Source organism: Kitasatospora sp. NPDC088351 (assembly GCF_040685575.1).
In the GTDB taxonomy this organism is placed as follows: Bacteria; Actinomycetota; Actinomycetes; order Streptomycetales; family Streptomycetaceae; genus Kitasatospora.
The window spans coordinates 55,712-70,658 of record NZ_JBFBIL010000018.1; the positions used below are offsets into that span (position 1 = coordinate 55,712).

A 14,947-nucleotide genomic window follows, 5' to 3' on the forward strand; every position below is an offset into this window, starting at 1 on the left:
CACCCGGCAGGCGGCACACGCGGGCGGCCGTGGGCGTCGAGCCCATGCCGTGCGTCCGGGGTGCGCCTGAGGTGGTCATGGCCGTTACGTTAGCAGTAAAGGTTTGAGATCTTCAAAGTGTTTGTTTGAGATGCGGACACGAACCACGCTGACACCCCATCAGATCAGCCATCCGGGCCGATTGACCGGCAAGTAGTTATACGTATAACTTTGACGGCGCCCCGCTCACCCCTGCCCAGAACCGGAGACCCGTCCATGGGCTACCTCGCCCTGCTCCGTGCCCCGCACGTCGGCCGGCTGCTCCTCGGCACCCTGCTCGGCCGGCTGCCCGCCGGCATGACCGCCCTGGTGATCGCCCTGGCCCTGCGCGAGGCCGGCGCACCGTACAGCCGGATCGGACTGGCCACCGCCGCGTACGCGATCTCGGCCGCCGTCGGCGGGCCCGTCCTCGGCCGGATCGTGGACCGCACCGGGCAGCCGCGTGTCCTGCTCGCCTCCGCCGCGGTCGCCGGCGGCGGGTACGCGCTGCTGGCGCTCGCGCCCGGCTCGGCGCTGGCCGCGCCGGCCGGCGCCGCGATAGCCGGGCTGGCCATGCCGCCACTCGAACCGTGCCTGCGCTCGCTCTGGCCGGACGTGGTCGAGGAGAAGCAGCTCGACACCGCGTACGCCTTCGACTCCGCCTCGCAGCAGATCCTCTACGTGGCCGGCCCGCTCGCGGTGGCCGGCATCGCGGGCGTGTTCAGCCCGGTCGCCGCGCTCTGGGTGGCGGCCGGTCTCGGGCTGGCCGGTGCGCTGGTCGTGGCCACCGCCGGCCCGGCCCGGGCCTGGCAGGCCCCGCCGCGCGAACACTCCTCCGGACTGCTCGGGCCGCTGCGCTCCCCCGGCCTGGTGCTGCTGCTGATCGGACTGGCCGGGGCCGGCTGGGCGGTCGGCGCGCAGAACGTGCTGTTCATCGCCTACGCCGAGGAGCACGAGGGCGGGCTGCCGGGCGGCGCGGGGACGCTGCTGGCGCTGGCGGCGCTCGGCGGCCTGCTCGGCGCGCTGGCGTACGGCGCGGTGCGGTGGCGCAGCAGCACGGCGACCCGCACCTGGGTGATGGCGGTCGGGATGGCGCTCTGCTACCTGCCGCTGGTGCTGGTGCCCGGGCCCTACCCGGCGGCCGGACTGGCCTTCCTCTCCGGGATCGGGCTGGCGCCACTGCTGGCGGCCGCGTTCGTGCTGGTCGCCGAGCTGGCGCCGGTCGGGACGGTGACCGAGGCGTTCGCCTGGCTGGTGACGCTGTTCGCGACCGGCAACTCGCTCGGCTACGCCGTCTCCGGCAACCTCGCCGAGGACTCGCTGCGCTCGGTGGCGCTCTGCGCGGCGGGCGGGATCGGGCTGGGCGCCCTGCTGCTGTTCGGCGCCCGCCGCTGGTTCCGGCCGCTGCCGGCCACCCCGGCCGCCGAGCCGGTGGCGGTGCCCGCGGGCTGACGGCATTTCACCCGTACGGGTCAGCCCCGACGGCCGCCCGCCGGAGCGGTGGAGGAGCGCAGCACCAGCGAGGTGGTGAGCGGGGGGACCGGCGCGACCGGGTCGCCGCGGAGCAGCCCGGCGAGCGCCTCGACCCCGGCCCGGCCCAGCTCCTCACCGGGCAGGTCGACGGTGGTGAGCGGCGGGGTGAGGAGCTGGGCCACCGGAATGTTGTCGATACCGATCACGGAGAGGTCGGCGGGGACCCGCAGCCCGAGCTCGGCGGCGGCCTGGTAGACGCCGGAGGCCACCACGTCGTCGTCGCAGATCACCGCGGGCGGGCGATCCGGCCGCTCCAGCAGCCGGCGGGCGGCACCGCGGGCGGCGGGCTGGCCCTCGTTCAGGCTGACGCCGAGCTCGACGACCTCCAGGCCGAGCCCGGCGGCGGCCTGTTCGAACGCGGCCTGGCGGACCCGGAAGGTGTACGCGGCGTGGGTGGAGCGCAGCCGTCCGATCCGGCGGTGACCGAGCCCGGCCAGGTGCTCGACGGCGGCCCGCATCCCGCCGGCCACGTCGAGCTCGACGGTGGGGCGGGCGCGGTCGGTGCCGGGGTCGGCGTCCAGGAAGACGGCCGGGGTGTCGGCGGGCAGCTCACCGAGCTGGCTGTCGTCCGGGGAGCAGATCAGCAGACCGTCGAAGCGGCTGGTGGTGGCGGCGTCGGCGAGGGTGGCGCTGCCCCAGCCGGAGCTGACCACCACGGCCAGGCCGTGCCGGCCCGCCTCCTCGTGGACGCCCTCCAGCACCCGGCCGAAGAACGGTCCGAGGATGTTCGGCACCGCCAGCAGGATCATGCCGCTGCGGCCCAGGCGCAGTTGGCGCCCGGCCGCCTGCGGGCGGTAGCCGAGGCTGCGGGCGGCCTCCCGGACGCGCTCACGGGTCGCCCCGGAGACCCGTCGGCCGGCCTCGGAGCCGGAGAACACCAGGGAGACGGTGGCCTGCGAGACGCCGGCGAGCCGGGCCACGTCCCGCCCGGTGGGCCGGCGGACGGGGGCCGGCCAGGTGCCGGCGACGCTCCCGGCACGGGTGGTCGGACCGGCCGGCTGCTCACGGTCGGCCCCGGGGGCGGCGGCGGGAACGGGCACGGTTGCGGCGGGGGTCAGTTCTGCAGGGCGGTCGCCGCGCGGGCGGCGTCGTCGGCGGCGTCCTCCTCGGCGTTCTGGGCGGCGATCCGGTCGGCCGTCCGGGAGCGGATGCCGGTGACCTTGTCGGAGATCTGGGCCGACATCTCGTCGCGCTGCTTGCTCAGCAGGACGTAGCTGAGCGGCGCCGAGACCAGGGCGGCCAGCAGGAAGAGGAAGATCACGCCGGCCTGGCCGCTGACCGGGATCACCCCGAAGTGGCCGAGCAGCAGGGCGACCAGCAGGCAGCCGAGGAAGATGCTGACCCGCAGGGAGGTGTAGCGGAGCGTGGCGTGCGGCTTGGTGCTCACATTGCTGCTCACTGGGGTGACACATCCTTCACTGCGCGGGGAGTGGGCCGGTCTCCCAGTGAAGCATGCCCCACGGGCGCCACGGGGAACGGGTCGGCCGTCCCCCTCGCTCCACCGCCCCCCCACCGGCCCCGGTGTCAGCGCAGGTCGAGCCACATGGTGACGTCGTCGCGGTCGTCCCCCGGGGCGACCCGGATCGCCGCGGGCACCCGGCCGACCTCGACATAGCCGGAGCGGGCGTAGAACGCCTCCAGGCCGAGCCCTCCGCGCAGGGTGAGCCGCAGGCCGTCCAGGCCCCAGTCCCGGGCGACCCGCGCGGCCTCCGCCATCAGCTCGGCGCCGTAGCCGCGGCCCTGGAAGTCCGGGTGCACCATGACCCGCTTGAGCATCCGCCAGTGGTCCATCGGCCCGAACCGCATGGACTCGAAGAACAGCAGGCCGGCGAGCCGGCCGGTGCCCTCCTCGTGGGCGATCAGCAGCCGGTCGGGCCGCCCCGGCTCGACCCCGGCGAACTGCTCCTCGGCGACGTCCCGGACCTCGCCCTCCGTCACCGGTGCCACGAACCCGACCGCGCCGCCGGCGTTGGTGACGTCCGTCCAGAGCCGGACTATGGCGGCGCGCAGGTCGGGGTCGAGCTTGGGGTCCAGGGTGAAGGAAAGCGTCATGGGCGCAGAGCCTAACCGCCCCTTACGACAATGCCGGAACGGAACGGTCCGGATGGTCCGTGCGGTCCGTGCGATCCGGGTGGTCCGTGCGATCCGGGTGGTCCGTGCGATCCGGGCGGTCCGGGCGATCCGGGCGGTCCGGGCGCAGCGCCAGACAGAGCAGCACGGCGACCAAGCAGAGGACGCCGGCCCCGTACCAGGCGAGGTCGTAGTCGCCGAGCGCGTCCCGGGCGAGGCCGGCCAGCCCGGCCACCAGGGCGGCGCCGATCTGGTGGCAGGCGAGCAGCCAGCCGAAGACGATCGGCGCGTCCTCGCCGAAGTGCCGGCGGCAGAGCGCGACGGTCGGCGGCACGGTGGCCACCCAGTCCAGCCCGTAGAAGATCACGAAGGCCAGGATCGGCGGCTCCAGCGAGCCCGCGAACAGCTGCGGCAGCAGGAACAGCGAGAAACCGCGCAGGGCGTAGTAGACGACCAGCAGCGTCCGGGAGTCGAGGCGGTCGGTGAACCAGCCGCTGGCTATCGTGCCGATCACGTCGAAGACGCCGATCAGGGCCAGCAGGCTCGCCGCGGTGGTGACGGGCAGACCGTGGTCGTGGGCGGCCGGGATGAAGTGGGTACCGACCAGTCCGGCGGTGGTCGCGCCGCAGATCGCGAAGGAACCCGCCAGCAGCCAGAACGCCCGGCTGCGGGCCGCGTCGCGGAGCACCCTCAGCGAGCGGGTCAGCACCCGCCCCTGGACGGCGGGGGCGGGCGGCGCCTCGGTCGCCCCGTAGGGAAGGAGGCCGAGGTCGGCGGGCCGCTCGCGCATCAGCAGCAGCACCGGGACGGCGACCGCACTGCCCGCCAGCGAGACCACGACCACCGCCGAGCGCCAGCCGTGCTGCTCCACCAGCCAGGCGCCGATCGGCAGGAAGACCAGGTTGCCGGCCGCGCCGGCGGCCGTGAGCACACCGGTGACCAGCCCCTGGCGGGCCTGGAACCAGCGGCCGGTGACGGTGGTGGCGAAGGCGCCGGCCATCGAACCGCTGCCGAGGCCGACCAGCACGCCCCAGCAGAGCACCAGTTGCCAGGGCTCGCGCATCAGCAGGGTGAGGCCGGAGCCGACCGAGATGGTCAGCAGCGCGCAGACCACCACCAGCCGGACGCCGAAACGGTCCATCAGGGCGGCGGCGAAGGGGGCGGTGAGGCCGTAGAGGGCGAGATTGACGGAGGTCGCGCTGGAGATCGTGGCCGTCGACCAGCCGAACTCGTTGTGCAGCGCTTCCATCATCAGGCTGGGCGTGGAGCGGAAGCCGGCCGAGCCGAGCAGGACCAGCAGGGCGACGGCGGTCACCACCCAGGCGTAGTGCGGCCGGTGCCAACGGGTGGTCGGCCCGGCGGTGGGGAGTGCGGGGGCGGTGGGCGGTGCGGGGGCGCTGGGGGCGGTGGGGGCGTTCCGTTCGTTCACCAGGCCGAGTCTCCCGAACGGCCCCGACCGCCACGAGTGGCCTGACTGCCAGCTTTCGCAAGGATCGGGCCACCGACGGGGCGTACGCTGGACCGACGCTCAGAGCCGACGAAAGGACGCCGGAATGACGCACCGGGTAGCGGTACTGGCCCTCGACCAGGTGGTCGCCTTCGAACTGGGCATCCCCTCCCGCATCTTCGAGTCGGCCAAGGACCCGGCCGGCGAACCGCTCTACCGGGTGGCCACCTGCACCGTGGACGGCCGCCCGGTCGAGACCAGCACCGACTTCCGGATCGCCGTCGAGCACGGCCCCGAACTGCTGGAGCAGGCCGACACCGTGGTGATCCCGGCCTCCATGGACCCGGGCCCGATGCAGGTGGACGCCGTGGTCGGGCCCGAACTGACCGCCGCGCTGGCCCGGATCAGGCCCGGCACCCGGCTGGTGTCGATCTGCACCGCCTCCTTCGTCCTGGCCGCCGCCGGCCTGCTGGACGGCCGCCCGGCCACCACCCACTGGCGCTACACCGACCGCTTCGCCGCACTGTTCCCGAAGGTCCGGCTCGACCCCGACGTGCTGTTCACCGACGACGGCGACGTCCTCACCTCCGGCGGGGTGGCCGCCGGGGTCGACCTCTGTCTGCACCTGGTGCGCCGCGACCACGGCAGCGCGGTGGCCAACGCCGTCGCCCGCACCTGTCTGGTGCCGCCGTGGCGGGAGGGCGGCCAGAAGCAGTACGTGGAGGTGCCCGGCCCGGCCGACGAGGGCGGCGCCGGCACCGCGTCCGCCCGCGCCTGGGCGCTGGAACACCTGGACCGACCGCTCGCTTTGCGCCAACTCGCCGACCGTGCGGGCATGAGCGTACGGACCTTCACCCGGCGGTTCCGCGAGGAGACGGGCAGCAGCCCGGGCCAGTGGCTGACGGTGCAGCGCACCGAGCGGGCCCGGCAACTGCTGGAGGGAACGGACCTGACGATCGACCAGATCGCGCGGGAGTCCGGCTTCGGCACCGCGGCCTCGCTCCGGCTCCAGCTGCGCGGACGCCTGGACGTGGCGCCGAGCAGATACCGGCAGGCCTTCCGGGCGGTGGAGCAGCCGGCCTGAGCCACGACGGGCCGACCGGACCGGGCGAGCCGGGCGGCTGCGGGCCGAGTGGTCAAGTGACCGAAAGCCGGTGTCCGGTACGGGCGATTTGGATGGCGGCAGGCCGCACGCACCCCGAGCACGGCACGGCAGGCCGCCATCCAATCGCGACGCACGGGCCCTGAACCCGCGCACCGACACTCCGCACTCGCCAAGGAGCCACCACACGACCGGCAGACCGCGACCCCCCTGCTGACATGATCCCCCTGGACAGCAGCACCGCAGCGGCGTTCAAGTGTTCCCTCGGCGTCCCCTCGCGACGGAGAGCTGCTCCCAAGAGTGATCAGTCGGATACGTCACGTCAATGGTTTGTCAGAAATTCGGAATGGTTGCGTCAGGTTTCGGCCCGATGATCGCAGGCCGGGAAGAAGGAGCCGCCCGAGGAGCCGTCCGGGCCTCAGGGCGCCAGCGCGGCCCAGTCCGCACCGGCCAACGGATCCGCCGGCCGGGCGTCCGCGCCGATCTCGCACCAGACCCGCTTGCCCGAACCGTCCGGGTACCAGCCCCAGCGGTCGCAGAGCAGCTCGACCAGCTCCAGTCCGCGCCCGTTGGTGGCGTCCGCGTCCGCTCCGGCGTGCCGGGGGGCGGGGGCCACCTGGCTGGCGTCCGCGACCTCGACCCGCAGCGGGCCCACCGTCGCCGACTGTCGCACCCCGCCCGCACCGGAGCCGCAACTCTCCCCGTCCACGGGGAAGCAGAGCCGGAGCACCGCCGGACAACCGGTGTGCACCACGGCGTTGGTCACCAGCTCGGAGACCACCAGCACCACCGTCTCGGCGATCGGCGCGTCCGGGTCCACACCGTGGTTCAGCAGCCGTGAGCGCACCCACCGGCGGGCCCGGCCGACCTCGGCGGGGTCCGCCTGCACCGCAAGCTGTACTTGAAGAACCTGCACCGCTCCACCACCCGCACTCGCAGTTCGGCCATCGTCTCGATCGAGGCCGGATCGTCCAGCCGGCCGGCCCTGACGCCCGCCGAAGGCCGGGCCGCCGTACAACTCGCCCGCGCCATCCCGTCCGTCGCGCACTGGCTGCGTCACGAATACGCCTCAGGATGGTTCGGCGAGCGGACCGCAGCAAGCGCTTCGGGCATATTCCAGCGATCGGGGGACAGGGCAGTGCATACTGTCCCGTTCACTCTCGCGAGCCCCGCGCCGGCTGCCGTCCGGCCCGGAGCGAGCCACCGGACACGCAGTGGCGAACCTACCGCCGGACGCCCCCGACACCGTGCCCGCCACTCGCGAACCACCCGTGCGACATATGTCCAACGGCCTTCGAACAGCGGGATCGGCGGTCGATCGCACGATGTGACGATCCGAAGCCCGGGGTTCCATTCTTCACGGAATCCGTCCGTCCCCGGAAGACCGCGGGATACCGTTGACCACGGCAGCGGCCCCACGGCGGAAAACCCCACGGCAGGAGGGTGGTGACCGATGACCACCCCCGGCAGCGCCCCGCGCTGGGACGAACAGCTCCAACGGCGCCTCGCCCGCGGCGAGGAGACGGCGCTGGGCGAACTCTACGACCAGCTCGCACCGATGGTGCACGGCCTGGCCGGGCGGATCCTGGCCGACCAGACCGCCACGGACCGGCTCACCCGCGAGATGTTCGCCCATCTCTGGGAGCACCCCGAGGACTTCGACCCCGCCCAGGACACACTGCGCTCCTGGCTCGGCGCCCTGACCCACCGCCGCGCGGTGGACCGGCTGCGGGCACGGCCCGGCGCCTGGGCCCTCGGCGCCTGCCCGCCCCGCGAGGCCGCCGACCGGGAACAGCACCTGCGGGCCTGCCCCGAGTGCGTCGGGGAGGCCGCCCGGCTGCGGGACGCGGCCGACTGGCTCGCCGCCGACGAACCCCTCGACCAGCCCGGCTCACTGCGCCAGCAGGTGCTCGGCTGGTGCCTCTCCCGGCGCCCGGCCGACCTGCCCGTCCCCGCCTGGGGCGCCCCCTACACCGCCGAGACCGCCAAGCTCGACGCCCTGCTGCGCGACCTCGGCCCGGAGGAGTGGCAGGAGGTGGCCGAACTCCCCTGGCACGGCGGCACCGAGCACCTGCGCCCGGCCGAGGTGCTCTGCCATCTCGCCGCCGTGGACGGCTATCTGGCCCTCGCCCTCGGTCTGCCCGACCCCGTCCCGGGCGGCGCACCGCCGCCACCGGACCGCCGGGTGCCGCCGCAGACCCTGGCCCCGCCGGTCCCCCGGGTGCCCGCGCAGGGCGGCCCGCCGTTCGCCGGGATCACCGGGCGCACCGCCCGGCTGACCGCCGAACAGGCCGACCGGCCACCGCAGTCGGTGCGCGCCCGCTGGCGCCGGCAGACCCGTGAACTGGTCCGCTCCGCCGCCCTCGCCCCGCAGGGCAACACCCCCGTCGACTTCGGCTTCGCCGTCGTCCCGCTGCGCGACGCCTTCGTGGACCGGGCCTTCGAGTGCTACGTCCACGGCGAGGACGTGGCACGCGCGGTCGCGTACCCGTACGCCCCGCCCGCACCGCAGCACCTGCGGCAGATGGTGGACCTGGCCGTCCGGATGCTCCCGCCCGCGCTGGCCGGGCTCCGCGCCTCCCGGCCCGGGCCCGCCGCCGCTCCCGCCCACTGGCCGGGAGACGACGGGCGCCCCGGCCGGCGGCTGCGGCTGGTGATCGACGGCCCGGCGGCCGGCGAGTGGCTGATACCCCTGGACGGCCCGGACAGCGGCCCGCCCCTCGGCGAGCCGGTGGCCTCGATGGTGCTGGACGGGCTGGAGTTCTGCCAGCTCGCCGCCGCGCACCGCGACCCGGACCGGCTGCTGGTGGGCGAGCACGGGGACCGGGCCGCGATCCGCGAGGTGCTCCGGGCGGCGCCGCTGCTGTCCCGGCCCTGATCCGCGACCGGCCGCCGCCCGGGGAGCGTGCCGGGCTCAGCCGAAGACGACCGTCCGGGTGCCGTTGAGCAGCACCCGGTGCTCGCTGTGCCACTTCACCGCACGGGCCAGCGCCTGGCACTCGACGTCCCGGCCGAGCGCGACCAGCTGGTCCGGCGTGATGTCGTGGGTCACCCGGGCCACCTCCTGCTCGATGATCGGGCCCTCGTCCAGGTCGGCGGTGACGTAGTGCGCGGTGGCACCGATCAGCTTCACGCCCCGGGTGTGCGCCTGGTGGTACGGCTTGGCGCCCTTGAAGCTCGGCAGGAAGGAGTGGTGGATGTTGATCACCTTGCCGGAGAGCGCGGTGCAGAGCCCGTCCGAGAGCACCTGCATGTAGCGGGCCAGCACGACCAGCTCGACGTTCTCCTTGGCCACCAGGTCCAGCAGCTCCTGCTCGGCCTCGGCCTTGTTGTCCCGGGTGACCGGGATGTGCCGGAACGGGATGCCGTAGCCCTCGGTCAGGTCGCGGAAGTCGGTGTGGTTGGAGACCACCGCGGCGATCTCCACCGGCAACGCGCCGATCCGGGTGCGGAACAGCAGGTCGTTCAGGCAGTGGCCGAACTTGCTGACCATGAGGACGATCCGCATCCTCTCCTCGGTCGGGTGGATCTGCCAGTCCATCCCGAACGAGGCGCCGATCGCGGCGAAGCTGGCCCGCAGCTTGTCGGCGGTGACCGGCTCGGCGGCGGAGAAGTGCACCCGCATGAAGAACAGCCCGCTGTCCCCGTCCCCGAACTGCTGGCTGTCGATGATGTTGCAGCCGGTCATGAAGAGATAGCTGGAGACCGCGTGGACGATGCCCTGCTTGTCGGGGCAGGACAGCGTGAGGACGTACTGGGCGCTGGCCGTCTGCTGTTCCACGGTGGGGTTGTCCCGTCCTGAGGTCGTTGCGTCGTGTGGACGGTCCAGCGTGTCACATTCCGGACAGCGGCCGTCCCGGTGCCCGCACTGCGGGACGGCTCAGACCTGGGTCAGGATGCGCAGCACGTCCAGCGACCGGGGCGGGGTGTCCGGGTCCTCGCCGTCGTTCACCGCCAGCTTGACGTGCGCCTCCCGGGCCGCCCGGACGGCCTCCGGCCAGCCGTGGTGACCGAGGTAGGCGGAGGCCGGGGCGTCCGCGCCGACCTGGTGCAGGATCCGGACCACCCGCAGCACCGCGACGTCCACCACGGCGGCCTCGGCCGAGTCCCGGAAGATCGTGCCCACGTACTTCTCCGCCGACCAGCGGTCCAGCCAGGTGTCCTCGACCAGCCGGTAGACGGCGTCGGTCACGTCGCCGTAGCCCTCGCGGCCGGCCAGCCAGGTGTCCTGCTGGAAACCGGGATCGGACAGCATGTGCAGCGCCGAGCGCAGTCGGGCTCGCCAGCGCCACCAGGGCAGGTCGTTGAGCGGCATGCCGCCCATCGTGCTGGAGCGGTGGCCCGGACGAGAAGGGTTTCGGGCAGACCGGTGCGAAGAATCTGTGCTGGCGGACATGAAGAACGATCGTACGTTCCTCGACCGTTCGGGCTCCACTTCCACATTCCTCCCGTTCTCCGCCTCCTCTACACGCGTCCCCGCCCTGATTTCAGCCCTCGTTCGCCGTCCCTTCGCTTTTCCGCCCTCTCTCCTTGCGGCGTGCGGGCTTGGCTGGTGCCGGTGCGCAGCACAGCGCCCAGGGAGGGAAGACCGATGACCAGCCGAAGGGGCTCGTTCCAGGCTCAGAACCCGATCGCGCGGCACCGTCGCCGCCGCCCGATCGCCGCAGCGGTCACCACCGTGGCCCTGCTCCCAACCCTCTTCTCGGCCTCCGCGTGCGGCGGACCGGCCGATGCCTCGACCGGCAGTGGCGACCTCACTGTGATGACCTGGGCCCCGTCCGGCACCGGCTCCACCGACCGGCCCGGGATGACCGCGCTGGCCGAGGCCATCGGCCGGGACATCAACGCCAAGGGCGGTCTCGGCAACCGCAAGCTGCGGGTCCTGACCTGCAACGAGCACAACACCGCGGACGGTGTGACGGCCTGCGCGCAGCAGGCCGTGGACGCCAAGGCGGTCGCCGTGATCGGCTCGTACAGCCAGTACGGCGACAACTTCATGCCCATCCTGGAGCGCGCCGGGATCCCGCTGATCGGCGGGTACGGCCTGTCCCAGCCCGAGTTCAGCAGCCCGCTGTCGTACCCGGTGGGCGGCGGCATGCCGGCCCTGATCGGCGGCAGCGGCCGCCAGCTGGTCGACGCCGGGTGCCGGGCCGTCTCCCTGGTCCGCCCGGACACCCCGGCCGGCGACAACCTGCTCGGTTACCTGGCCAACGCCCTCAAGCCGGCCGGGATCAAGCTGCTGGACGTCAAGGCGCCGGAGCAGTCCACCGACTACACGGCGGTGGCCCGCAAGGCACTCGGCAAGGACGAGGCCGGGAACTGCATCACCAGCGCGCTCGGTGCCGAGCCGACCGGCAGCCTGCTGGACTCGTACCGCCGGCTGGGCCCGAAGAACACCCGGATCGCCTCGGTGATCGGCAGTGTCCAGCAGTCGGTGGTGGACTCCACCGGCGGCGACAGCGGCCCGCTGGCCGGCGCCTACGTGACCAGCTGGTACCCGCCGGAGTCGGCCAAGATCTGGGACCCGCTGCGCACCGTGGTCCGCGGCGACACCGTCGGCGGGACGATCGACGTCGCCGACCCCGGGGTGCAGAGCACCTGGGTCGCGTACGAGGTGTTCCGGCAGGTGGCCGACCGGCTGGGCGCGGCCGGGCGGCCGGTCACCGCCAAGACGGTGACCGCGCTGCTGGACAGCGGCGACCAGGTCGACGTCGGGGTCACCCCGCCGCTCAACTGGGGCACCACCAACATGCTGCCCAGCACCGAGTCGCCGCGGCTGGTGAACACCTGGGTCACCTACCAGGTGGTCAAGGGCGGGCGGATGACCCTCCAGCAGCCGGGCTTCGTGGACGTCCGCTGGGTGCTCACCGGGAGCAAGCCGCCGGCGTGATCGCCGCGGGCCCGACGGTGGAGGGCCGGACCGGCCGACCGGTCCGGCCCTCCGTCGTCCGTTCCCGGGGGGGCCACCGGCCCCTGGACGCCCGGCCCCTGGACTGTCGGCCCCGCCTACAGGTCCCCGTCGCCCCGGGTCGGCAGGCCGGTCTGGGCCGCGATGGCGTTCCACAGACCGGAGGCCTGCTTCTTCGCGGTGGTGGCGCTGCCGCTGGCCTGGACCGCGTTCTTGTAGTGCTGGTTGTCCAGCTTCTTCGGGTCGCAGGCGCCCGGGGCCTGCGAGTCCCCCGCCCAGGCGGCGTACTCGTCGTCGGCCGTCGCCGAGGCCTGCCAGGCCGCGTTGAGCTGCTCGACCAGCTGCGGGCCGCCCTGCAGCTTGTCCGTCTTCAGCGCCGCGAGCTTGGTCTGCAGCTCCCGGCGCTTGCCCGCGGCCTCGGTCAGCGCCTGCTGGGACTCGGGCAGCTTGTCGCACTTCTGCACCGCGGCCACCGCGCCGACCACCGCCTGGCGGCTGTCGCTGGCGGTGCCCAGCAGGTCGGAGAGCGACTGGGCCTGGGCCTTGACCTCCGGGCTGACGGCCGCGGCGGCCGAACCGCTCGCGGTCGGCGTCGCGGCGCCGGTGCTGCTGCCGGTGGCCACCGGGGCGGCCTGCTTCTCCTTGCCCGGCTTGGGGTCGTCCCCGTTGATCAGGACGGCGACCAGGATCCCGGCCGCCACGCAGCCGGCCACCACACCGCCGATGATCAGCTTTCCGGAGGAACGCCCGCTGCCGCCCTGGCCGGTCGGGACCTGGCCGGTCGGGTAGTCCTGCGCGGGGTAGTCGTGACCGGCGTAGTCCTGCCCGGGGCACTCCGGGGCGGCGGGGTGGTACGGGGCGGCCTGCGGGTACGCCTGGTAGCCGTGGTCCGGCTGCTGCGGGTAGCCCGGCGCGGGCTGCTGGTGGCCCGGCTGGACCGGGTAGCCGCCGCCCTGCGGGTCCGCGCCGGGGTACGGCGGCAGGTACTGGGTCGCCTGGGCGGCATCGGCCTGCGGCGCACCGTACCCGGGCTGCGGCGCGCCGCCCCACGAGCCGCCGCCCTGGGGCGGGACGGCCTGGGTCGGCGGCGTGTGCATGTCCTCGCCGAGGTACTCCGGCTGTCCGGACGGCTGCCCCACCGGCGGGACGCCCGGCTGCCCCGGCCCCGGACCCTGCGGCGGGCCGGGCTGCTGGCCCGGCTGCTGGCCCGGCTGCTGTCCGGGCGGCCGGCCCGGCTCGGGGCGGAACAGATCGTCCAGGTTGAAGTCACCCGAGTTGGGATACGAGCGGCGCTGGCTCAACGCGATTCCTCACCTGTGCACGACCGCGCGCTGACGGCGGACCACATCTCGTCGGTTCTTGGGAGCATCACAGTTCCTTGGACGTCGCGCCCACGCTACCGGTTCACCGAAGCAGGTGACCACGTGGGCGGGACATCCCTCACCGGCCCCTCACGCGACGTACCGACACCTGGTCAGGCGGCCTCCGCCTCCACCCGGGCCTGGAACTCGCGGACCACCCGCTGCTCCCGGAAGGGCTCCAGCCGGCGCCGGAACTCGTCCAGGTACTCCACGCCCCGGTTGGACCGCAGCCCGCTCAGCAGCCGCATCGCCTGCGCGCCCGTCTCGCAGGCCCGCTCCAGGTCCCGCTGCTGCAACTGCGCGGTGGCCAGCAGCACCAAGTCCACCGCGCGGCGCCGGACCCTGGTCGGCGGGTGCAGGTCGAGCGCCCGGCGGGCGTAGTGCTCGGCCTGGCCGGCCTGCTCCAAGTCCCGGTGGCAGTGGGCCAGCTCGTCCGCCAGGTAGGCGTCGTCGAAGTGGACGATCCAGTCCGGGTCGTCCTCCGGACGGCGCCGCTCCATCGCCTCCAGCGCCTTGGCGGCCACCGCCTCGCACGAGCGGGCGTCCCCGAGCAGGGCGTGGCCGCGCGCCTCGGCCGCGTAGAACATCGCCATCGCCGTCGGGGTGGCCACCGCGCGGGTGCCCTCCTGCGCGGCGCGGGCGAGTTGGGCGATCTCCCGCGGGTTCCCCAGCGTCGCCGCCAGATGGCTCATCGAGGCGGCCAGCACATAGCCGCCGTACCCGCGGTCGTCCGCGGCCTGGGCCAGCCGCAGCGCCTGGATGTAGTACCGCTGGGCCAGGCCCGGCTGCCCGGTGTCCACCGCCATGTAGCCGGCCAGCTCCGTCAACCGGGCGACCGCCGCGAACAGTTGCCGCCCGGTCTCCTCCCGGTAGGCGCCGCCGAGCAGCCCGGAGACCACACTGTTGAGGTAGTGGACGACCACCGGGCGGACGTGCCCGCTGCCGAAGCGGTGGTCGAGGTCGACCAGCATCGCCGTGGTCGCCCGGATGGCGGCGACATCGGTCGGGCCGACCCGCGTCCCGCCGGTCCGCGCCACCACCGGGTCGGGCGGGGTGATCAGCCAGTCCCGGCTGGGCTCGACCAGGGCGGAGGCCGCCACCGTCGCCCCGGTCAGGAAGTCCCGCCGGCCGACGTCACTGCGCCAGAGCTCGCAGACCTGCTCCAGCGCGGCGTTCAGCGTCGGCGCGAACTGCAGCCCGATCCCGGAGCTGAGGTTCTTGCCGTCGGCCATGCCGATCTCCTCGACCGACACGCTCCGCCCGAGCTTGCGGCCGAGCGCCTCGGCGATCACCGCCGGCGCCTGCCCACGCGGCTGCTGGCCGCGGAGCCAGCGGGCGACGGAGGTCTTGTCGTACCGCAGGTCCAGGCCGTGCTCGGCCCCGCAGAGGTTGACTCTCCGCGCCAGGCCCGCGTTGGAGCAGCTGGCCTCCTGAATCAGCTGCTGCAGACGCTCGTTGGGCTGTCGTGCGACAAGTGGTCTCGCGGCCATTGGGCTTCGCCTCCCCAC

The 14,947-nt window shown here is 74.0% G+C and carries 13 protein-coding genes; 4 read left to right on the forward strand and 9 right to left on the reverse strand.

Annotated features, from left to right (window positions below; translation table 11 throughout):
• The first annotated feature begins 255 nt into the window (after positions 1–255).
• The gene (locus tag AB0P06_RS15880) at positions 256–1,470 is read left to right on the forward strand and encodes an MFS transporter (protein WP_363607853.1); all 1,215 of its coding nucleotides are present in this window, start codon (positions 256–258) and stop codon (positions 1,468–1,470) included.
• Positions 1,471–1,490: 20 nt separating this feature from the next.
• Here the strand turns inward: AB0P06_RS15880 and AB0P06_RS15885 are convergent, their stop codons facing one another.
• From AB0P06_RS15885 to AB0P06_RS15900, 4 genes are all read right to left on the reverse strand, one after another.
• Positions 1,491–2,591, reverse strand: a complete 1,101-nt coding sequence (locus AB0P06_RS15885) for a LacI family DNA-binding transcriptional regulator (RefSeq protein WP_363607854.1) — start codon at positions 2,589–2,591, stop codon at positions 1,491–1,493.
• 14 nt (positions 2,592–2,605) lie between these two features.
• Positions 2,606–2,950: a DUF4229 domain-containing protein gene (locus AB0P06_RS15890; RefSeq protein WP_363607855.1), complete on the reverse strand. Its 345-nt coding sequence runs from the start codon at positions 2,948–2,950 to the stop codon at positions 2,606–2,608.
• A gap of 125 nt (positions 2,951–3,075) precedes the next feature.
• Entirely contained in the window at positions 3,076–3,603 is a 528-nt protein-coding gene (locus AB0P06_RS15895) for a GNAT family N-acetyltransferase (RefSeq protein ID WP_363607856.1), read from the reverse strand.
• 22 nt (positions 3,604–3,625) lie between these two features.
• Complete coding sequence (locus AB0P06_RS15900; protein ID WP_363607907.1) at positions 3,626–4,939, reverse strand: MFS transporter; 1,314 nt, start codon at positions 4,937–4,939, stop codon at positions 3,626–3,628.
• 235 nt (positions 4,940–5,174) lie between these two features.
• Between AB0P06_RS15900 and AB0P06_RS15905 the strand changes: the two genes are divergently transcribed.
• The gene (locus tag AB0P06_RS15905; RefSeq protein WP_363607857.1) at positions 5,175–6,152 is read left to right on the forward strand and encodes a helix-turn-helix domain-containing protein; all 978 of its coding nucleotides are present in this window, start codon (positions 5,175–5,177) and stop codon (positions 6,150–6,152) included.
• A 436-nt stretch (positions 6,153–6,588) separates the two neighbouring features.
• Here AB0P06_RS15905 and AB0P06_RS15910 read toward each other — a convergent pair whose 3' ends face one another.
• Entirely contained in the window at positions 6,589–7,086 is a 498-nt protein-coding gene (locus AB0P06_RS15910) for an ATP-binding protein (protein WP_363607858.1), read from the reverse strand.
• A 537-nt stretch (positions 7,087–7,623) separates the two neighbouring features.
• Here AB0P06_RS15910 and AB0P06_RS15915 point away from each other — a divergent pair.
• Entirely contained in the window at positions 7,624–9,048 is a 1,425-nt protein-coding gene (locus AB0P06_RS15915) for a sigma factor (protein WP_363607859.1), read from the forward strand.
• Positions 9,049–9,084: 36 nt separating this feature from the next.
• Here the strand turns inward: AB0P06_RS15915 and purU are convergent, their stop codons facing one another.
• A complete protein-coding gene (gene purU, locus AB0P06_RS15920) occupies positions 9,085–9,951 on the reverse strand; it encodes a formyltetrahydrofolate deformylase (RefSeq protein WP_363607860.1) in 867 nt (288 codons plus the stop codon).
• A gap of 99 nt (positions 9,952–10,050) precedes the next feature.
• Positions 10,051–10,566, reverse strand: coding sequence for a hypothetical protein (locus AB0P06_RS15925; RefSeq protein ID WP_363607861.1), 516 nt, complete (start codon positions 10,564–10,566; stop codon positions 10,051–10,053).
• Between the two features lie 195 nt (positions 10,567–10,761).
• Between AB0P06_RS15925 and AB0P06_RS15930 the strand changes: the two genes are divergently transcribed.
• Positions 10,762–12,060 (forward strand): ABC transporter substrate-binding protein, encoded by a 1,299-nt coding sequence (locus AB0P06_RS15930; protein WP_363607862.1) that lies wholly within the window; start codon positions 10,762–10,764, stop codon positions 12,058–12,060.
• A 116-nt stretch (positions 12,061–12,176) separates the two neighbouring features.
• Here AB0P06_RS15930 and AB0P06_RS15935 read toward each other — a convergent pair whose 3' ends face one another.
• Both AB0P06_RS15935 and AB0P06_RS15940 read right to left on the reverse strand, forming a co-directional pair.
• Complete coding sequence (locus AB0P06_RS15935) at positions 12,177–13,379, reverse strand: hypothetical protein (RefSeq protein ID WP_363607863.1); 1,203 nt, start codon at positions 13,377–13,379, stop codon at positions 12,177–12,179.
• 173 nt (positions 13,380–13,552) lie between these two features.
• Positions 13,553–14,929 (reverse strand): transcriptional regulator, encoded by a 1,377-nt coding sequence (locus AB0P06_RS15940; protein ID WP_363607864.1) that lies wholly within the window; start codon positions 14,927–14,929, stop codon positions 13,553–13,555.
• Positions 14,930–14,947: the final 18 nt, after the last annotated feature.